This window comes from Herbidospora daliensis, assembly GCF_001570585.1.
In the GTDB taxonomy this organism is placed as follows: Bacteria; Actinomycetota; Actinomycetes; order Streptosporangiales; family Streptosporangiaceae; genus Herbidospora; species Herbidospora daliensis.
On sequence record NZ_BBXF01000001.1, the window covers coordinates 19,849 to 39,797 of the forward strand.

Consider the following 19,949-nt stretch of genomic DNA (forward strand, 5'->3'; position numbering starts at 1 on the left):
CTTAGCGCTCCCTGCTATCCGAGGAGGACACCTCTTCCACCCGGGAGTCGTTTTCTCCATCCGGGTGGAAGACGACAAGAGAGGGGCGACGGGGGAATCCCCCGCCGCCCCTCTCGTCAGAACCGGGTTCACACCCCGCGCAGGCGTGCTCCCACCTGGGCGGCGGCCAGCTCGACCGCCGCGTCGCGGGCGGCCGCGATCTCGTCGGCCGTCAGGGTCCGGTCGGCGGCGCGGAAGCGCAGCGTGTAGGCCAGGGACTTGTTGCCCTCGCCCGCCTGCGCGCCCTCGTACACGTCGAAGAGACGGACCGACTCCAGCAGGTCGCCCGCGCCGTCGCGCAGCGCCGCCTCCACCGACGACACCGGGGTGTCGGCGGGCACGATCAGCGCGACGTCCTGGGTCGCCACCGGGTAGGCGGAGATCGACGGGGTCTGCGCCGGGGCCGGGGCGGCCAGGCGGGACAGTTCGAGCTCCATCGCCGCCGTGCGCTTGGGCAGGCCGTAGGCCTCCACCACGCGCGGGTGCAGCTCGCCGGCGTGGCCGACGAGCACCTCGCCGACGTAGAGCGCGGCGCAGCGGCCCGGGTGCCACGGCTCGTGCTGGTCAGCGCGGATATCCAACGAGACGCCCGCCTCGCGGGCCACCGCGCGGGCGGCCTCGATCGCGTCGGCCCAGGTCGCGGCGCGGCCCTGGCCCCACCACCCCGACCGCTCGAACTCCCCGGCCAGCACGGCCGCGACGCGGACAGGCTGCTCGGGCAGGGCGGCGGAGAACCGGGCCAGCTCCTCGTCGGTCGGACGGCGCTCGACCGTGAGGATCGGCGCGGTCTCCGGCGCGTCGGCGCCCGGCCGGTAGACCAGGCCCGTCTCGAACAGCGCGAGGTCGGTGAAACCACGGCCCACGTTGCGGACCAGCGTCTTCAGCAGGCCCGGCAGCAGCGTGGTCCGCATGAACGGCTCGTCTTCGCTGAGCGGGTTGACCAGCCGCGTCGCCCGGCGGCGGTCGTCGCCCTCGGGCAGCTGCAGGTGGTCGAGGTCGCGCGCGCCGATGAACGGGTAGGACAGCACCTCGACGTAGCCCGCCAGCGCCAGCGACCGGCCGACCCGGCGGCGCAGCCGCTGGGTCTCGGTCAGGCCCGCGCCCGCCGGGGCGCCCGGCAGGACCGAGGGCAGCGTGTCGTAGCCCTCCAGCCGGATGACCTCTTCGGCCAGGTCGTTGGGGTCGGTCAAGTCGGGACGCCAGCTCGGCGGGTAGACCGTGATCGGGTCGTCGCCGGTCACGGCCAGCTTCGCGGCCAGGTCGCCGCTGGTCACCACGCCCGTGGCGGCCACGCCGCGACCGCCCTCGGCGGCCTCGACGACGCCGTCGACGACGCGGCAGCCGATCTGCTCCAGGCGGGTGACCACGGTCTCGCGGGTGTAGGGCACGCCCGCGACCCGCGCCGGGTGGCCCGACGGGATGGTGATCGACACCGGCGCGACGTCGGCCTGCGCGTGGGTCACCCCGGGCTCGGCCACGCCGTCGCCCAGCTCGGTGAGCAGCTGGACCGCGCGCCACGACGCCGCGAGCGGCAGCTCGCGGTCGACGCCGCGCTCGAAGCGCTTGGACGCCTCGGACACCAGGTTGTGCCGCCGCGACATGCGGGCCACGCCGGTGGCCGAGAAGTGGGCCGCCTCGATGACGATGTCGGTCGTCGATCCGGAGATCTCGGTCGACAGGCCGCCCATGGTGCCGGCCAGCCCGATCGCGCCCGAGTCGTCGGTGATCAGGATGTCGTCTTCGGCCAGGTCACGGGTGACGTGGTCGAGGGTCTCCAGGCGCTCGCCGGGCAGCGCGCGGCGCACCACGATGCCGCCCTGGATAGTGTTCCTATCGAAGGCGTGCAGCGGCTGGCCGAGCTCCAGCATCACGTAGTTGGTGACGTCGACGGCCAGCGAGACCGGGCGCATGCCGGCCCGCGTGAGCCGCACCCGCATCCACAGCGGCGACTCGGCCGACGGGTCGAACCCCGACACCGCGCGCAGCACGAACCGGTCGCAGGCGGTCGGGTCGCCGATCTCCGCCGGGTGGGTGACGCCCTCGGTCGCCGGAAGCTCCAGCGCGGCCGGGTCGCGGAACGGCACGCCGAACGCGGTCGCCGCCTCGCGGGCCACGCCGCGGATCGACAACGCGTAGCCGCAGTCGGGGGTGATCTCCAGCTCCAGTACGTCGTCACGCAGCCCCAGCAGCTCGACGACGTCAGCCCCGAGGGGGGTGTCGGCGGGCAGCACCAGGATGCCGGGCGACGACTCGGCGATGCCGAGCTCCGCCTCGGAGCAGATCATGCCGTCGGACAACCGGCCGTAGGTCTTGCGGGAGGCGATCTCGAACCCGCCCGGCAGCACCGCGCCGGGCAGCGCGACCGGCACGACGTCGCCGATCGCGAAGTTGGTCGCGCCGCAGACGATCTCGCGCGGCTCGGCTTCGCCGACCTCGACCAGGCAGTGGCGGATCGGCTTCTTGAAGCCGGTGAGCTCCTCGATCTCGATGACCTGGCCCACGACCACGTTCTTCAGGTCGTGACCGTGGGAGGAGATGGCCTCCAGCTTGAGACCGGCGGCGGTCAGCCGGTCGGCGATCTCGTGAGCGGTGACGGGCGGGAGATCGACGTACTCCCGCAGCCACGAAAGCGGGACCTTCATCAGACCTCCATTCCGAACGGCAGGGTGAAGCGGATGTCGCCTTCGACCATGTCGCGCATGTCTTCTGCGTTGTGACGGAACATCAGGGTGCGCTCGATGCCCATGCCGAACGCGAACCCGGAGTAGACCGAGGGGTCGACGCCGCAGGCGATCAGCACCCGCGGGTTGACCATGCCGCAGCCGCCCCACTCGATCCAGCCCTCGGACTTGCAGGTCCGGCACGGCGGGTTGCCCGGCACCGACGACGCGCCGCGGCAGACGAAGCAGCGCAGGTCCATCTCGGCCGACGGCTCGGTGAACGGGAAGTAGTTGGGCCGGAACCGGGTCGAGATGCCCTCGCCGAACATGACCTCGGCGAACCGGTCGAGCGTGCCCTTCAGGTGGGCCATCGTCAGGCCCTTGTCGATCGCGAGGCCCTCGACCTGGTGGAACACCGGGGTGTGGGTGGCGTCGAGCTCGTCGGTGCGGAACACCTTGCCGGGCGAGATGACGTAGACCGGCAGCGGGCGCTCCAGCAGGGCGCGGATCTGCACCGGCGAGGTCTGGGTGCGCAGCACCTTGCCCGACTTGACCGACTCGACGAAGAAGGTGTCGTGGTCGGAGCGGGCCGGGTGGTCGGGCGCGATGTTCAGCGCGTCGAAGTTGAACCACTCGGCCTCCAGCTCGGGGCCCTCGGCGACCTCGTAGCCCATGGCCACGAAGCAGTCGGCGATGCGCTCCTGGAGCGTGGTCAGGGGGTGGCGGGCCCCGCGCGGCGCGCGGTCCCACGGGAGGGTGACGTCGACGGTCTCCTCGACCAGCACCCGCGCGTCACGCTCGGCCTCGAGCTCGGTCTGGCGGGTGGCGAGCGCCTCGCCGACGGCCTTGCGGGCCGCGCCGATCCGCTTGCCGGCCTCCGCGCGGGCGGCCGGCGGCAGCGCGCCGATCTCCCGGTTGGCCAGCGCGATCGGGGACCGGTCACCGGCGTGGGCCAGCCGGACCTGCTTCAGTTCGTCGAGATCCGCGGCCGAGGAGATGGCGGCGAGGGCATCGGCCTCCGCGCGCGCCAGCTCGTCGGCGTGCAGCGGTGTCACCTCGACCGGGTCGTAATCAGACAAGGGAACTCCGTATCCAGGGCCGGAATGGCGGCCCCTGATTCTATTAGCTAAAGGAAAGCCCTAAGGCCGACGGCAGGACCTGCGACGTCGGAAGCGGGCCGCTCGAAACCAGGTCGGTTCCCCAGACCCCACCTGCTCTCACCCGTGTGGCCTGACATGGGATGACCCCGCCAGACCTGGCAATGTGGCCAGACCTCCGGCCAAGCGCGCCGGTGGGCGAGGAGGAGCGGCAGGAGCGAAGCGACTAGAGCGACGAAGGAGCCCACCGGGTCCAGAGCGCTTGGCCCGCCGCGCCGGAGGCGCGGCCATCAAACACAGTCCGGGGCTCCGGTGGGCATGATAAATCGGAACTCCGCGCCGCCGCCGGGGGCGCGTTCGACGGTGATGGTGCCGCCGTGGGCCTCCACGAGGCCCTTCACGATGAAGAGGCCGAGGCCGGTGCCGCCGCGGCGGCGGTCGTTGCCGCGCCAGAACTGGCGGAAGACGCGCGAGGCCAGCTCGGGTTTGACACCCTCACCCTGGTCACGCACGGACACGGCCACTCCCCATTCGACGGGCTCTACGACGATTGTCACCTTTCCGCCGCCGTGCCGCACGGCGTTTTCGACCAGGTTGCCGAGGATTTGGTCCATCTTGTCCTGGTCGAGCCACATCTCCGGCAGGTCGCCGGTCACCGTGAGGGAGAAGCGGTCTTCGGACTCCCCGGCGGCCACGCGGCCGGCGATGACGCGCCTCGCGCGGGCGGGGACGTCGACGATCTGCCGCCGGATCTCCACCCGGCCCGACTCGATGCGGGAGACGTCGAGCAGGTCGGTGATCAGCCGGGTGACCCGGTCGGCGTCGGAGTTGACCGTCTGGAGCATGACGAGCTTCTGGGCGTCGTTGAACCGGTCCCACTTGGCGAGCAGCGTGGCGGTGAAGCCCTTCACGCTGGTCAGCGGCGAGCGCAGCTCGTGGGCCACGGTCGAGACGAGGTCGGCCCGGCTGCGCTCCAGGCGGCGGCGGGCGGCGGCGTCGCGCAGGGTGATCACCACCCGCATCACCCGGCCGGCCCGCGCGGGCATGCGCACGAACGCCGCCGTGACGAGCAGGTCGCGGCCGTCGAGCTGCAGCGGGAGCTCGACCTGGCGGGACCGGATGGACAGGCCGCCCCGGGGGTCGAGCCACTTCCACCAGTCGCGCCCCTCGGCGTCGCGCAACGGGAGCACGTCGGCCACGTGACGCCCGGGGGACCTCTTGCGGTGCAGCCCGGTCAGGCGTTCGGCCGCCTTGTTCACGGCCATCACCACGCCGTCGCCGTCGACCACGACGACGCCGTCGGGAAGGGCGTCGATGGCGATCACACTCGACGAGTCGGCGACCCGTCCATGGGTGTTCTCGCCGCGCAAAGGACCCCTCCAGCCGTGCTCCGCGAGCCGTCTCCGCCGACAATAGCGGGTTTCCGGAGCCCTTCGGCAGCCCGTCACCGCCCGGGTACGCACCTATTACACGGAATGTCAGATCTGCCGGAGAACTCGCGCGCTGGCGTACAGGCACACCGCGGCGGCCGTGGCCAGGTTCAGGCTCTCGGCGCGGCCGTAGATCGGTACCCGGACGACCTCGTCGGCCAGGGCCAGCACCTCGGGCGGCAGGCCCCACGCCTCGTTGCCGAACACCCAGGCCGTGGGGGCCGAGAGGTCGACGTCGTCGAGGGTGGCCTTGCCGGTGCCGTCGGCGGCCAGGACGCGCAGGCCGCGGTCCTTCAGCGCGGCGACGGCCGTGTCGACCGGCAGCCCGGTCACGACCGGCAGGTGGAAGAGGCTGCCCGCGCTGGCCCGTACACACTTGCCGTTGTAGGGGTCGACGGACGCGTCGGTGAACACCACCGCGTCGGCTCCGGCGGCGTCGGCCGTGCGCAGCACGGTGCCGGCGTTGCCGGGGTCGCGGACGTGCGCCAGCACCGCCACCAGCCGGGTCTCCTCGACCGACGACAGGGGCACGTGGACGAACTTGCACACCGCCATCAGCCCCTGCGGGGTGACCGTCTGGGCGAGCTCGGCCATCACCTCGCCGCTGGCCCGGAACACCGGCACCCCGGCGGTCAGGGCCGCCTCGACGATGTCGGCGTGCCGGGTCTCGGCCTCGGCGGTGGCGAACAGCTCCACGGTCACGCCGGGCAGCGCCAGCGCCTCGCGCACCGCCTGCGGCCCCTCGGCGAGGAAGGCCCGGTCGCGGTCGCGGAAGGCCCGCTTGGTCAGCCGCCGGGCTGCCTTGACCCTCGGCGACTTGGGGTTGGTCAGCTCGGTCACTCGGTCACGTTTCCCTCCGGAATGAGAAGAAGGGCCCACCAGAGACGGTGAGCCCTTCCAGAAAGCTGGTGATCGCTTAGGCGACCGGAGCGTTCACGTCGGACGGGAGCGCCTTCTTGGCGGCCTCGACCAGCGTGGCGAAGGTCTGCGAGTCGTTCACCGCGAGATCGGCGAGGATCTTGCGGTCGACCTCGATGCCGGCCAGGCGCAGACCCTGGATGAGCCGGTTGTAGGTCATGCCGTTCTGCCGCGCCGCGGCGTTGATCCGCTGGATCCAGAGGCGGCGGAACGCGCCCTTCTTGTCCTTGCGGTGGGCGTACGCATAGGTCATCGAGTGGAGCATCTGCTCCTTGGCCTTGCGGTACAGACGCGACCGCTGACCCCGGTAACCGCTCGCCCGCTCGAGGACGACCCTGCGCTTCTTCTTGGCGTTGAGCGCCCGCTTCACGCGTGCCATGTTGTTCTTCTCCCCGGGGGTCGTTACTTAGCGAGCAGCTTCTTGATCTTCTTGGTGTCCGCGTCGGACATGACCACGTCGTTCTCAAGCCTGCGCGTGCGGGTGGACGGCTTGTGCTCGAAAAGGTGCTTCCGGTTGGCCCGGCGGCGCACGATCTTGCCGGAGCCGGTGACCCGGAAGCGCTTCTTCGCACCACTGTGCGTCTTCATCTTCGGCATCTCAGCCGTCTCTCCCTCGTTGTTCCAAGCCGATCTCCCGGCCCCGCAAGGGGACCGGGTAACCGGCGTTCCTGACTCGCAAGAGCCGCGAAAAACGGGCTCCCAGTCTCTGCGTCCGCGCAGCGGCTTTTATTCCTCGGCGGCGACCGCGTCGGCCACCGAGTCCACTGAGTCGTCGTCGCGGGTCGCCCGGGCCGCCGCCTTTTCGGCCTTGGCCTCGGCTTTCTTCTTGTGCGGGCCGATCACCATGATCATGTTTCGGCCGTCCTGCTTGGGCTGAGACTCCACGAAGCCCAGCTCGGTGACATCCTCAGCGAGCCGCTGCAGGAGCCGGAAGCCCAGTTCGGGACGCGACTGCTCACGTCCACGGAACATGATCGTGACCTTGACCTTGTCCCCCGCCTTGAGGAAGCGCACGACGTGACCCTTCTTGGTCTCGTAGTCGTGCGGGTCGATCTTCGGCCGGAGCTTGATCTCCTTGATGATCGTGTGTGCCTGGTTGCGGCGGGCTTCGCGCGCCTTCATGGCCGACTCGTACTTGAACTTGCCGTAGTCCATGAGCTTGCAGACGGGCGGGCGTGCCGTCGCCGCGACCTCGACGAGGTCGAGGTCGGCCTCCTGGGCGAGCTTCAGCGCGTCGTGGATGGAGACGATGCCGACCTGCTCGCCGTTCGGGCCGACGAGGCGGACCTCGGGGACACGAATACGATCGTTGATGCGGGGCTCGGTGCTGATGGGACCTCCAAGGGACCTTCGCCTGGGTGCTCGACCGTGCCGGAAACACGAATAGACCCCGGCACGTCACGCATGCGGGGCCACTGAGTCCGAAAACTCGATTGTGATCCTTGAACCCGTCTGCCTCGCGGCTGATCAGGTGGGAGGAGGACCTCCGCTTGCGCGTCCGGCACGTGCCGGACCGATCGGTTCATTAGTTTAGCACGGTTACAACGCCGACTCACCCGCGGATCTCATGGCCTCCACCGGTGCGGGCGAACACCCGGTCATCAGCTCGACCTGCCGCACCGCCTGGTGCAGCAGCATCGAGAACCCGCCGACGACCGTCCCGCCCTCTTTCGCCACGGCCTGGGCCAGCATGGTGGGCCAGGGCGAGTAGACGACGTCGAAGACCGCCCGCGCCCGTGCGGCCTCGCCGGCGAACCCGTCGGCGGCGCCCGAGGGCAGTGTGGAGATCAGCAGATCCACGTCTGCGTCGAACTGGTCGAACGCCCGGGTGGCGACCGACATTCCCAGCCGGTCGGCCACCTCCAGGGTCTCGCCGGCGCGGCGCGGGTCGCGTACCACCAGGGTCGCCTCGCGCAGCCCGAGCTCGCGCAGCGCGGCCAGCGCGGAGGCGGCGGTCGCGCCGCCCCCGAGGACGACCGCGCTCGACGGCGCCGGCACCCCGGCCTCGGCCAGGGCGGCGACGATGCCGTGGACGTCGGTGTTGGCGCCGTGCCGGCCGCCGTCGCGCAAGACCACCGTGTTGGCCGCGCCGACCTCGACGGCCAGCGGCGTGACCGTGTCGAGCAGCGGGAACACCACCCGCTTGAGCGGCATGGTCAGCGACAGCCCGGCCCACTCGGGGCCGAGCCCGCCGACGAAGGCGGCCAGTTCCTCCTCGCGGCACTCGATCGCGTCGTAGCGCCAGCCGGTCAGCCCGAGCGCGGCATAGGCCGCGCGGTGCAGGTGGGGCGACAGCGAGTGGACGACCGGGAAGCCGAGGACGGCCGCTCTCTTGTTCACGGGGTTGGTCACGGGGTCAATTCTGGGTGGCGTTGAACTTCTGGCGCAGCCGCTCGAACTCGGTCGCGCTGGCGGTGAACTCGGTGATGCCCTTCTCGGGATCGGTGGTCACGAAGAACAGCCAGTCGCCCTTGGTCGGCTTGAGCGCGGCCTCGATGGCGTGGTCGCCGGGGTTGGCGATCGGGCCGGGCGGCAGTCCGTCGACGTAGTAGGTGTTGTACGGCGACTTGCTCTTGATCTCCTCGAAGGTGGCCGCGATGCCGTACTTGTTGAGGGCGTACATGGTCGTGGAGTCCATCTGCAGCTTCATCGGCGGGTTGAGCTTCAGCCGGTTGTAGATGACCCGGGCGACCTTGCCCATGTCGTCGGGGGTGCCCGACTCGGCCTGCACGATGCTCGCGATGGTCATGATCTCCATCGGGGTGAAGCCGAGCCGCCGGGCCTCGGCGTTCAGGTCGAACTTCTGCGCGGTCTCGTTGAAGCGGTCGGTCATCCGGGTGAGGATCTCGCTCGCGGTGATCTTCGGCGGCAGCTCGTAGGTGGCCGGGAACAGGAAGCCCTCGGCCTTGCCCTTGGCGTAGGACGGCAGGCCGATGTCGCCCTTGGCCGCGTCGGCGAACTCCTTGGCGGGGATGCCGGTCGCGTCGGCGAGGGTGTCGTAGACCCGGGTGGCGCGGTAGCCCTCGGGGATGGTCAGGCTGTCGCGCAGGCGCTTTTCGGGGTCGAGCAGCCCGACGGCGGCGGCGGCCGACATCTGCTTCTTCATCGCGTAGTGGCCGGGCTGGAGCGAGCCGCCCTTGCCGGCCGCGTCGACGGCCTGGATGAAGGCACGGGCGCTGGCCACGACGTCCTCCTTCTCCAGTTCGGCGGCGACGTCGCCGGCGGAGGCGCCCTCTTCGATCACGATGACCACTTCACCACTGCCGGCGCCGGTGTAGTCGTCGGCCGTCACGGCGTCGCTGATCCACCGGTAGCCCAGATAACCGCCGCCGCCCAGGATGCCGACGATGATCACGATCGCGATCACGGACGCGGCGGCGCCCTTGCGCCTGGTGCGCCGCCTGCGGCGCCGGCTGCGGCTCTGCTGTTTGCGGGAACGCCGCGACCCCCCCTCGTCGGAGGCGCCGAGCAAAGAGTCCATGTCGAGGTCGTTCATAGTGCGCTGGCCAATCTCTCGGTAGGACTGGCCTCGCGTCAAGCGATGCGCCAAACCGAGGGGGGATCAAGCTTCGGTATGGATCTCGGCCCGACACGCGGACCGTCGGTCATCGTTCGGCCTAGTTCGTCCCGAGGTACCTGTTCAGCTCTTCCCGATATTTCACGAACTCGCCTTCGTTGTCAGTGAATTTGGTGATTCTACGGCCTGGATCCGTAGTGACAAACCAGTACCAATCACCCTTCGCTGGCTTCAGGGCGGCGCGAAGTGCCTGCTCACCGGGGTTTCCGATCGGGCCGGGCGGTAGACCATCGATCCGATAGGTGTTGTACGGGGAGCGCACCTGCGTGTCCTTCTCGGAGACGTTCAGCGTCCGGCGGTTCTGCGCGTACAGCACCGTGGTGTCCATCTCCAGGCGCCCGCCCTTTTTGAGGCGGTTGTAGATCACTCTAGCGATCTTGGGATAGTCGTCGTCACGCCCGCCTTCGGCCTGCACGATGCTGGCCGTGGTCACCACGTCGAGGGGCGTCATCCCCTCCAGCGAGTCCAGTTCGAGGCGGTCGGCGACCCGGCCGAACTGGGCGGTCATGTCGCGCAGCAGGCTCCTGGCGGTGCTCGACGGCTCGACCTCGTAGGTCGCCGGGAACAGGAAGCCCTCGACCGACTTGGCGTAGGCCGGCAGCCCGAGCGCGGCCGGCTGCGCCGCCGCCTTCTCGAACTCGGCGACCGGGAAACCGGAGGCGGCCGAGAGGCGGACGTACACCTCCTTGGCGCGCAGCCCCTCGGGGATGGTCACCCGCCGGGACACCCGCGAGTCGCGGTCGAGCAGCCGGTCGAGCGCGACCGAGGCGGCCATGCCCTTGTTCAGCCGGTAGTCGCCCGGCCGGAGGCTGCCCGACTTGGCGCGGGCCTCCACCTCGCGGACGAACGCGTTGGAACTGGCCACCACGCCCGCCTTGGCGAGCGTCTCGGCGATCTGGACGGCGCTCTCGCCGGCGCTGATGCGCACCACGACCGGGCCGGTCCCGGCGCCCTCGAAGTCGTCGGGCGCCAGGAACGGGCGGGCCAGCGTGTAGAAGCCGACGATCCCGGCGGTCGCCACCGCGGCCAGCCCGGCGTAGACGATCTTCCGGGTGCGGTCGCGGCGGACCTCGTGGTCGACCGGTTCGGCCTCGTCCGCAAGCAGGAACGTGTCCCACTCCTGCGGGCTCACCGGTCGGTCCCGGGACTCGTTTCTCCACCGGGGGGTGGGTCGAGGGGATGACCTGGTGGTTTGCCGGACGCGCGCTCGCCGTCGAGGGCGGCCTGGAGCAGCACCACGGCCGCCGCCTGGTCGATGACGTCGCGCTGGTTCTTGGCCTTGCGGCCGCTCTGGCGCAGGTTGGCCTGCGCGGTCACGGTGGTCAGGCGCTCGTCGTAGAGGCGGACCGGGACCGGCGCGACCCGGGCGGCCAGCGCCGCCGCGAACTCGCGGGCGGCTCCGGCCGCGTGGGACTCCCGGCCCGACAGGGAGGTGGGGAGGCCGACGACGACCTCGACGACCTCGTGTTCGGCGACGAGCGCGGCGAGGCGGTCGAGGTCGCCCCTGCCGCGCTTCACCGTCTCGACCGGCGTGGCCAGCAGCCCCGAAGGGTCGCTGCGGGCCACGCCGATGCGGACCGACCCGGCGTCGACGCCGAGTCGTGTGCCCCGTCTCATGACGTCACAGGCTGGAGTTGATCGCCTCGGTGACCGCACGCAGCGCGTCGTCGACAGCGCCCGCGTTCGTCCCGCCGCCCTGCGCGACATCGTCCTTGCCGCCACCGCCACCCCCAAGTGCCTTGGCGGCGACTCCTACCAGACGGCCCGCCTTCAGCCCTCGGTCGCGTCCCGCCTCGTTGACAGCGGCGACCACGACGGGACGGTCCGAGGGGACACCGGCGACGACGACCACCGCGGCGCGATCACCGGGGAACCGGCCGCGCACATCGAGAGCGAGTTTACGCAGGTCATCGGGGGTGGTTCCAGCAGGCGCGCGGTGCGTTACGACGGAAACGCCCTGGATGTCCGAGGCCCCGGACGCGAGCTCCCCGGCCACCGCGAGCACCTGCGCCGAGCGCAGCTTCTCCAGCTCCTTCTCGGCGTTGCGCAGCCGGGTGACGATGCCGTCGACCCGCTCGGGCAGCTCCTCGGGACGCGCCTTGAGCGCCCCGCTGAGCTGGGAGACCAGCACGCTCTCGCGGGCCAGGTGGCGGAACGCGTCGAGACCCACGAGGGCCTCCACGCGGCGCACCCCGGCGCCGATCGACGACTCGCCGAGCACCTTGATCAGGCCGAGCTGGCCCGAGCTGGCGACGTGGGTGCCGCCGCAGAGCTCGCGGGAGTAGTCGCCGACCTCGACGATGCGCACGACGTCGCCGTACTTCTCGCCGAACAGGGCCAGCGCGCCCATCTTGCGCGCCTCGGCCTGCGAGGTGTGCACGACGTTGACCTTGAGGTCGTCGATCAGGGTCGCGTTGACCTCGTCTTCGACGTCGCGCAGCACGCTGACGGGCACCGCGCCGGCCGAGGTGAAGTCGAACCGGAAGCGGCCCGGCGAGTTCTCCGAACCGGCCTGCGCGGCGGTCTCGCCGAGCGCGTTGCGGAAGCCCCGGTGGACCAGGTGGGTCGCGGTGTGGCTGCGCGAGATCGACCGGCGGCGGTCGATGTCGATCGCCGCGTGCGCGGCGTCGCCGACGGTGACCTCGCCGGAGGTGACCTTGCCCCGGTGGACGACCAGGCCCGCGATCGGCGACTGCACGTCGACGACCTCGATCTCGCCGTTCTCGACCCTGATGACGCCCTGGTCGGCGAGCTGGCCGCCGCCCTCGGCGTAGAACGGGGTGCGCAGCAGCACGACCTCGACGGTGGTGCCCGCGCCCGCGGTGGGGACCGGCGCGCCGTCGACGATGATGCCGGCGATCTCGGTGTCGGTGGTCAGGTGGTCGTAGCCGAGGAACTCGACCTTGCCCGCCTTCTCGAGGATCTGGCCGAAGACCGAGATGTCGGCGTTGCCGGTCTTCTTGAGCTTCGAGTCGGCCTTCGCGCGGTCGCGCTGCTCGGCCATGAGGCGGCGGAAGCCCTCTTCGTCGACCTTCAGGCCCTGCTCGGCCGCCATTTCGAGGGTCAGGTCGATCGGGAAGCCGTAGGTGTCGTGGAGCTGGAACGCCTTGTCGCCCGACAACACGCTCGTGTGGCTCTTCTTGCTCTCGGCCACCGCCGTGTCGAAGATCGTCGTGCCGGTGCGCAGGGTGCCCAGGAACGACGCCTCCTCGGCGTCGATGACGCCGTGGATCTGCGCCGCGTCGGCGATCAGGTCGTGGTACTGCTCGCCCATCGTGCCGATGGTGGTGGCGGTGAGCTCGTGCATGTAGCGCTCCTCGCCCGAGCCCAGCAGGCGCAGGTTGCGGATCGCGCGGCGCAGCATGCGGCGCAGCACGTAGCCCCGGCCCTCGTTGGAGGGCAGCACGCCGTCGCCGACGAGCATGACGCCCGCCCGCAGGTGGTCGGCGATGACGCGCAGCGACACGTCGTTGCGGCCGTCGGCCCCGTAGCGGGTGCCGGTCAGCTCGGCCGCGCGGCTGAGGATCTTGAAGGTGGTGTCGATCTCGTAGATGTTGTCGACGCCCTGCAGGATCGCCGCCATGCGCTCCAGACCCATGCCGGTGTCGACGCTCTTGGCGGGCAGCTCGCCGACCACGTCGAAGTCGATCTTCGACCGGACCGTGCCGAGCGTGTACTGCATGAAGACGTTGTTCCACACCTCGAGATAGCGCGTCTCGTCGGCGACGGGCCCGCCCTCGCGGCCGTATTCGGGACCCCGGTCGAAGTAGATCTCCGAACAGGGGCCGCCGGGGCCCGGAACGCCCATGTGCCAGTAGTTGTCGGCCAGGTCGCGGCGCTGGATGCGCTCGGCGGGCACGCCGGCGCGCTTCCAGATCTCGATCGCCTCGTCGTCGTCGAGGTAGACCGTGACCCACATCTTCTCTTCGGGGAACCCGAAGCCGCCCGCGGCGACCGGGTTGGTGAGCAGCTCCCACGCGAAGGGGATCGCCTGCTCCTTGAAGTAGTCGCCGAACGAGAAGTTGCCGAGCATCTGGAAGAAGCTGGCGTGCCGCGTGGTCTTGCCGACCTCGTCGATGTCGAGGGTTCGGATGACCTTCTGCGCGCTGGCGGCCCTCTTGTAGGGCGGCTTCTGCTGCCCGAGGAAGTAGGGCTTGAACGGGACCATGCCCGCGTTGACCAGCAGCAGCGTCGGGTCCTCCGCGACCAGGCTGGCCGAGGGCACGACGGTGTGCCCGCGCTCTTCGAAGAAGCGCAGGAAGCGGCGTACGATCTCTGCCGACTCCATTTCAGCGGCCGTCCTTTACGTCGTTGGTGATATGTCCGACTGTTCCGAGCCCGTGCTGGGCCCGCAACTCGTTTTCCCTGTTCGCCGCCATGGCGCGCACGTCGTCGGCGAAGTCGCGCACCTGGTGGGCGGTGCGCCGGGCGACGTGCTCGGGCTTCAGGGCTTCCAGCTTTCGCATGACCCAGACCGCCAGCGAGGCGCCCAAGGTCATGTAGAAGAGGCGGCGGATCACGGCCGTGGCTCCAGCGACTTCCTGCGCCGGCCGCGCCGCGACAGGGCGCTGCGGATGCCGTGGGCGAACGAGGAGACCTTGATGATCGGCCCGGTCACGACCGTCGACGCCAGCCCGGTGATCTTGGCGACGTCGTCGCTGACCTCCTTCACGTTGGAGGCTATCGCCTCCACCGCGACGAGCTGGCGGTTGGTCTCGCTGACCGTGTAGCTGACCTCGTTGAGCAGGGGCACCACCTTGTCACCGAGCTCGTTGACGACCTTGGTGGTGGCGGTGAGCAGCCGGGCCAGCTTGATCAGCACGTAGGCCAGGAAGCAGACGAGGATCGCCCAGAACATGGCGACGATCAGGCCCGCGACCTCTCCGGCGGTGAGCATGGGCGACCTCCTCCTTGAGGCAGATTCACCACGCGAGCCACGGCCTGCCTTCGGCAGCCGCGTCTCGCTTTGGCGGGGCCCCTGCGTTGAATGGCAGAAACCCTATCGCGTATTCCAGGTCCGCCTTCTGCCACGGCGACCGCCGGGCATGCGTGTTCGGGCGGCCGCGGGTCAGCGTTCGCCGCGCAGGAAGGCGCGCAGCTTCGCCCAGCGCTCGGCCACCGGGGCCTCGGCCCCGTGGGTGGTCGGCTCGTAGTAGCGCCGGTCGCGCACCTCCTCGGGCGCGTAGTCCTGGCGCACCACGCCGTGGTCGAAGTCGTGGGGGTAGCGGTACGCCTCCCCGTGCCCCAGCTTCTTCGCGCCCGGGTAGTGGGCGTCGCGCAGGTGGGGCGGGACCTGGCCGATGAGCCCGGCCCGCACGTCGGCCTGGGCCGCGCCGATGGCCTTGACGACGGCGTTGGACTTGGGGGCCAGCGCGCAGTGGATGACCGCCTGGGCCAGGTTGATGCGCCCCTCGGGCAGGCCGATGAACTCGACGGCCTGGGCGGCGGCCACGGCCACCTGGAGGGCGGTCGGGTCGGCCATGCCGACGTCCTCGGAGGCGAAGATCACGATGCGGCGGGCGATGAAGCGGGGGTCCTCCCCCGCCTCGACCATGCGGGCCAGGTAGTGGAGGGCGGCGTCGGCGTCGGAGCCGCGCATGCTCTTGATGAAGGCGCTGATGACGTCGTAGTGCTGGTCGCCCTGCCGGTCGTAGCGGACCGCGGCCTTGTCGACGGCCCTCTCGACCACCTCGACGGTGACGTCGTCGGCCAGCAGGGCGGCGGCCTCGAGGTAGGTGAGGGAGCGCCGGGCGTCTCCCCCGGCCAGCCGGACGAGCTGCTCCCTGGCCTCGGGCCGGAGGGTGACCGCGCCGTCGAGGCCGCGTTCGTCGGTCACGGCGCGGTCGAGCACGGCCCCGACGTCGTCGTCGGTGAGCGATTCGAGGGTGAGCAGCAGGGAGCGCGACAGCAGCGGCGAGATGACGGAGAAGAACGGGTTCTCGGTGGTGGCCCCGATGAAGGTGACCCAGCGGTTCTCCACCGCCGGGAGCAGCGCGTCCTGCTGGGCCTTGTTGAAGCGGTGGACCTCGTCGACGAACAGGACGGTCTGCCGCCCGCTCATGCCCAGCTCGCGGCGGGCGTTCTCGATGGCCGCGCGCACGTCCTTGACCCCCGCCGAGACGGCCGAGACCTCGACGAACCGCCGTTTGGTGACGTTGGACACGACGTAGGCCAGCGTGGTCTTGCCGGTGCCGGGCGGCCCCCACAGGAACAGCGACATGGGGGCCTCGCTCTCGACCAGCCGCCGCAGCGGGGTGCCGGAGCCGAGCAGGTGGCGCTGGCCGATGACCTCGTCGAGGGTGCGCGGGCGCATGCGCACGGCGAGGGGTTCGGGCGTGTTGTCGCGCGCGGCCGAATCGAACAGGCTCTCCACGAACCCCTAGCCTAGGCCCCACACGGCGGTGGCCCCGGTGTGCCCGGCGCGCACGACGTAGAAGGTGACGGCGAGCGCGCCCACCACGGCCAGCACCGACAGGACCGTGGTCAGGGCCCCGCTCCGGCCCTTGGAGACCGCCCAGACCAGCACCAGCGCGACCGCCGCCAGGGCGATCGTGGTCAGCAGCAGCGGGACGGCGAACGACTCGTGCTCGGCGACCGGGGCGGGCGCCTGGGCGCCGTACCGCGACTCCTTGAGCGCCTCGCCGCTCATCCGGGCGACCACGACGCTGACCGGCGCCGCCACGGCCAGCAGCACCACGGCCCAGTCGAGCCGGGCGCGGAACCGGGGCAGCACGGCGTACGCGACGGCGACGACGGCCAGCAGCGGGGTGAAGACCACGGCGGCGTGCACGACCAGCGGATGCAGGGGAAGGCCGAAAACGGAATCGAACATACGGGGGACATCTCCTTCGTCATCCACTCATACCCGAGCGATCATCCGCAGGTTCCCAGACGGATCTGAGAGCGGGATGAGAGCGGTCAGCTCCTGACCCGGCCCCGGAAGGGACGGGTGCCCGGGTCGGGCGGCGCGCTGACCGGGCGGCCCTCCATCGCCCGCAGGGCGTGCCGCACCCCGGCGTCGAGCTGCGGGTCGGCCCCCCGGGCCCAGTCGGCCGGGGTGATGAGCACCTCCTCGTCGGGGGTCGCGCCCCGGTTCTCCAGCTCCCAGCCGTAGTTCTCGCTCCAGTGGGCGAAGCCGGGCACCCGCATCCGGGTGCCGTCGGCCAGCCGGTAGACGCCCCGGATCCCGATGACCCCGCCCCAGGTGCGGGTCCCGATGACCGGGCCGAGGTCGAGGGCCTGGACGGCGGCGGTGATGATGTCGCCGTCGGAGGAGGTCTCCTCGTCGCACAGCACCACGACGGGGCCGCGCGGCGCGTCCATGGGATAGCTCCTCGGCTCCTCCCTGCGGGACAACTTCCAGCCGACGATGCGGCGGGAGAGCTTCTCCACCACCAGCTGCGAGGTGTTGCCGCCCTGGTTGGCCCGCACGTCGACGATCACCGCCTCCTTGGCCAGCTCGTGGGACAGGTCGCGGTGCAGCTGCGCCCAGCCCGCCCGGTCCATGTCGGGCACGTGCAGGTAGCCGACCCGCCCGCCCGACAGGCGGCGGACCAGCCGGCGCCGGTCGGACACCCAGGAGTGGTAGCGCAGCCGCCGGTCGTTGACCAGCGGGACCACGGCCACCCGGAAGACCCGCGCGCCCGACTCGACGGTCAGCTCGACGGGGTGCCCGTACGCCGCCCAGAGCAGCGGCGCGGGCCCGGTCACCGGGTCGACCGGCACGCCGTCGACGGCCAGGATCGCGTCGCCGGCCCGGACGCCCGACCCCTGGAGCGGCGAACGGGCGGCGGTGTCGGAGAGCTCGGAGGGGAACACGCGCCGGACCCGCCACAGGCCGTCGGTGTCGGGCCCGATGTCGGCGCCCAGGCGGCCGGTGGGGCTGCGCCAGTGGTGGCGGGCGGCGTACACGTAGGCGTGGGAGGCGCCGAGCTCGCCGACGACCTCGCCGATGAGGTCGGCGAAGTCGTCGGGGCCGCCGACCCGGTCGAGCCAGGGCCGGTAGGTCTCCAGCACCTCCGGCCAGTCGACGCCCGCCATGTCGGCGACCCAGAAGTGGTCGCGCATGACGCGCCCGGCCTCGGCGTAGGCCTGCCGCCAGCGCCGGCCCGGGTCGATGCGCACCCGGACGCGTTCGAGGTCGACGGTCACGCCGTCGCCGTTCTTGCTCGTCGCGGAGATCACCCGCAGCTCGGCGGCGTCGCGCACCACGATGCGGGAGCCGTCGCCGCTGACGGAGAAGAAGTGCACGTCGCTCGCGAGCTCCTCGGTCTTGCGCTTGTCGAGGTCGAAGCGTTCGAGCACGGTCGGCTCGCCGCTCGCGCCGCGCAACCACACCAGCCCGCCCTTGACCGGCCGCAGCGCCCAGTAGTGGGCCTCGGGCACCGGCAGCGGCACGATCCGCCCGTCGAGCCCGGCCAGGTCGACGGCGACCGGCCCGTCGCCGGAGTCGCCGCCGTCGGCCGACTTGCCCTCGACCGAGGGGGCGAACGGCGAGGGCGCGCCCGCCGCGAGCGGCACCAGGTAGGGGCGGGTGCCGTGGGTGATCACCAGGTCGAAGCTGTGGGAGTCGCGGATCATCTCGAAGCCGCGCAGCGACAGGAAGACCAGGTTGCGGCCGTCGCCGGTGAAGGCGGGCGACATGTCGGTGAACCGGCCGTCGGTGACGTGCACGATCTCGCTCGCCGGGGTCTCCGGGGCGGGGGTCTCGGTGACCTCGGCGCCCGAGTCGGGGTCGTCGTCCTTCGTTCCTGGACGCTGGAGGCGGGCCATCCGGATGGCGTAGCCGCGGGAGACCGGATGGCACCACACCAGCCACTGGGAGCGCGGGTCGAACCCGAGGTCGCTGATCACGCCGTGGTCGGTCCGGGTGAGCTCGGTGACCGTGCCGGTCTCCGGGTCGACCAGCAGCAGGCGGCCGTCGTGGGAGGCGACCGCGATCACCGAGCCGTCGGGGGCGGCCTCCATCTCCTCGACCTGGCCCAGCTCTCCGGCGGCGACGGTCCGGGTGGGGCTGCCGGGCGCGCCGAGCTCGATGGCGTCCTCGCCGGCGGCGTCGGTCACCCAGGCGGCCGGGCCGTTGACGCGTTTGCCCAGGTCGTCGGGTTCGGCGTCGTCGGCGCGTTCGAACCGGCCGAGCACGATGGGCAACCGGGCCCGGCCGCGCCCTGACAGCAGCCGGACCGGGCCGTCCTCGTGGGTCACCCAGTGGACGGCGCCGCCCACCTCGACGGCGCTGGCCCGGCCGGTGGTGTCGCAGGCGGCGTCCTCGGGGTTCGGGTTGGCCCAGAAGGGCTGGCGGCCCCGGCCTGCGCCGCCGAGGCGCACCTCCAGGGGTTCGGGCTCGGCGTCGAGGCCGGGCAGCAACCACAGGCTGCCCGCGCGGGCGTAGACGATCCGGGTTCCGTCGGTGGCCGCCTGGCGGGCGTAGAAGTCCTCGTGGCTCGTGTGCCTCCTGAGGTCGCCTCCGTCGTACCGGACCGAATAGAGGTTTCCGGTCCCCTCATGGTCGGAGAGGAACACGATCCGGCCGCCGACGAGCATCGGCGCGGCGAGCTGGCCCTCGTGGCCGGGCAGCAGGCGGCGCCCGTCGAGCCACAGGCGGCCCATGCCGCCGCCCCGGTAGCGCTTCCAGTGGGCGGGGTCGTGACCGGCCGAGGCGGTCAGCAGCAGGGTGCGGCCGTCGCGCAGGTCGAGGTCGCTGACCGGGCCGTAGGGCAGCCGCTCCCCCGGGCCGCCGTCGAGCGGCACGGTGCGCGCCCACGTCCAGTGGGCGAAGGGCTGGTCGTGGGAGCTGCCGGCGATCACGGTCGTGGCGTCGAGCCAGCCGTGCACCCGCGCGCCGTTGCCGCCCCAGTGGGTGAGCTGCTCGATCCCGCCGCCGTCGACCGGCGCGACGTGGACCTCGGCGGGGATGCGCCCGCCCTGCCAGGCCACCATGGCGCCGTCGGGCGACAGGCGCGGATGGGCGGCGCCCACCTGCTCGACCGTGAGACGCCAGGCCCGCCCGCCGTCGAGCGGAGCGATCCAAACGTCGTCCTCCGCGACGAACGTCAGGAGATCGCGACGGATGTGCGGAAACCGGAGGTATGACCTGCTAGGCACCCCCACAATGCTAATCCCAGCCCTGCTGAAGGCAAGATCGTTACGCATGGGGCCCCTGGGACGGGTCTTACGCGAAGCGAACACGATCACGGATAGAGTGACGCGAAACTTCAGCAATGGACGA

At 71.3% G+C, this 19,949-nt stretch carries 17 protein-coding genes; all 17 read right to left on the minus strand.

Going from position 1 to position 19,949, the window contains the following annotated elements:
* Positions 1-128: 128 nt before the first annotated feature.
* The 17 genes from AW274_RS00095 to AW274_RS00175 all read right to left on the minus strand — a co-directional run bounded on the left by AW274_RS00095 (position 129) and on the right by AW274_RS00175 (position 19,825).
* Positions 129-2,681 (minus strand): phenylalanine--tRNA ligase subunit beta, encoded by a 2,553-nt coding sequence (locus tag AW274_RS00095; protein WP_062428210.1) that lies wholly within the window; start codon positions 2,679-2,681, stop codon positions 129-131.
* Positions 2,681-3,817: a phenylalanine--tRNA ligase subunit alpha gene (gene pheS, locus AW274_RS00100; protein ID WP_439648746.1), complete on the minus strand. Its 1,137-nt coding sequence runs from the start codon at positions 3,815-3,817 to the stop codon at positions 2,681-2,683. The genes AW274_RS00095 and pheS overlap by 1 nt, the downstream gene beginning before the upstream one ends.
* A 269-nt stretch (positions 3,818-4,086) precedes the next feature.
* Positions 4,087-5,166, minus strand: coding sequence for a PAS domain-containing sensor histidine kinase (locus tag AW274_RS00105; RefSeq protein WP_062428212.1), 1,080 nt, complete (start codon positions 5,164-5,166; stop codon positions 4,087-4,089).
* 108 nt (positions 5,167-5,274) lie between these two features.
* Positions 5,275-6,066 carry a TrmH family RNA methyltransferase gene (locus AW274_RS00110; RefSeq protein WP_062428213.1) on the minus strand — a complete coding sequence of 264 codons (792 nt, stop codon included), beginning with the start codon at positions 6,064-6,066 and terminating at the stop codon, positions 5,275-5,277.
* Between the two features lie 76 nt (positions 6,067-6,142).
* A complete protein-coding gene (rplT, locus tag AW274_RS00115) occupies positions 6,143-6,523 on the minus strand; it encodes a 50S ribosomal protein L20 (protein ID WP_030456929.1) in 381 nt (126 codons plus the stop codon).
* A 23-nt stretch (positions 6,524-6,546) separates the two neighbouring features.
* Positions 6,547-6,741, minus strand: coding sequence for a 50S ribosomal protein L35 (rpmI, locus tag AW274_RS00120; RefSeq protein ID WP_030456928.1), 195 nt, complete (start codon positions 6,739-6,741; stop codon positions 6,547-6,549).
* Positions 6,742-6,870: 129 nt separating this feature from the next.
* On the minus strand, positions 6,871-7,476 hold the full coding sequence (infC, locus tag AW274_RS00125; RefSeq protein WP_062428214.1) for a translation initiation factor IF-3: 606 nt from the start codon (positions 7,474-7,476) through the stop codon (positions 6,871-6,873).
* Between the two features lie 207 nt (positions 7,477-7,683).
* Complete coding sequence (locus AW274_RS00130; protein WP_232319910.1) at positions 7,684-8,496, minus strand: shikimate dehydrogenase; 813 nt, start codon at positions 8,494-8,496, stop codon at positions 7,684-7,686.
* Between the two features lie 4 nt (positions 8,497-8,500).
* Positions 8,501-9,625: an endolytic transglycosylase MltG gene (gene mltG / locus AW274_RS00135; RefSeq protein WP_232319911.1), complete on the minus strand. Its 1,125-nt coding sequence runs from the start codon at positions 9,623-9,625 to the stop codon at positions 8,501-8,503.
* 136 nt (positions 9,626-9,761) lie between these two features.
* Positions 9,762-10,853: an endolytic transglycosylase MltG gene (gene mltG / locus AW274_RS00140; protein WP_062428216.1), complete on the minus strand. Its 1,092-nt coding sequence runs from the start codon at positions 10,851-10,853 to the stop codon at positions 9,762-9,764.
* A complete protein-coding gene (gene ruvX / locus AW274_RS00145; protein ID WP_062428217.1) occupies positions 10,850-11,338 on the minus strand; it encodes a Holliday junction resolvase RuvX in 489 nt (162 codons plus the stop codon). The genes mltG (AW274_RS00140) and ruvX overlap by 4 nt, the downstream gene beginning before the upstream one ends.
* 4 nt (positions 11,339-11,342) lie before the next feature.
* The gene (gene alaS, locus AW274_RS00150) at positions 11,343-14,009 is read right to left on the minus strand and encodes an alanine--tRNA ligase (RefSeq protein ID WP_062428218.1); all 2,667 of its coding nucleotides are present in this window, start codon (positions 14,007-14,009) and stop codon (positions 11,343-11,345) included.
* Between the two features lies 1 nt (position 14,010).
* Positions 14,011-14,241, minus strand: a complete 231-nt coding sequence (locus tag AW274_RS00155; RefSeq protein WP_062428219.1) for a hypothetical protein — start codon at positions 14,239-14,241, stop codon at positions 14,011-14,013.
* On the minus strand, positions 14,238-14,618 hold the full coding sequence (locus tag AW274_RS00160) for a DUF948 domain-containing protein (RefSeq protein ID WP_062428220.1): 381 nt from the start codon (positions 14,616-14,618) through the stop codon (positions 14,238-14,240). The genes AW274_RS00155 and AW274_RS00160 overlap by 4 nt, the downstream gene beginning before the upstream one ends.
* 171 nt (positions 14,619-14,789) lie before the next feature.
* On the minus strand, positions 14,790-16,034 hold the full coding sequence (locus AW274_RS00165; protein ID WP_083973859.1) for a replication-associated recombination protein A: 1,245 nt from the start codon (positions 16,032-16,034) through the stop codon (positions 14,790-14,792).
* 66 nt (positions 16,035-16,100) lie between these two features.
* A complete protein-coding gene (locus AW274_RS00170) occupies positions 16,101-16,553 on the minus strand; it encodes a DUF2231 domain-containing protein (RefSeq protein WP_062428222.1) in 453 nt (150 codons plus the stop codon).
* 86 nt (positions 16,554-16,639) lie between these two features.
* The gene (locus AW274_RS00175; protein WP_198168955.1) at positions 16,640-19,825 is read right to left on the minus strand and encodes a S41 family peptidase; all 3,186 of its coding nucleotides are present in this window, start codon (positions 19,823-19,825) and stop codon (positions 16,640-16,642) included.
* Positions 19,826-19,949 lie beyond the last annotated feature (124 nt).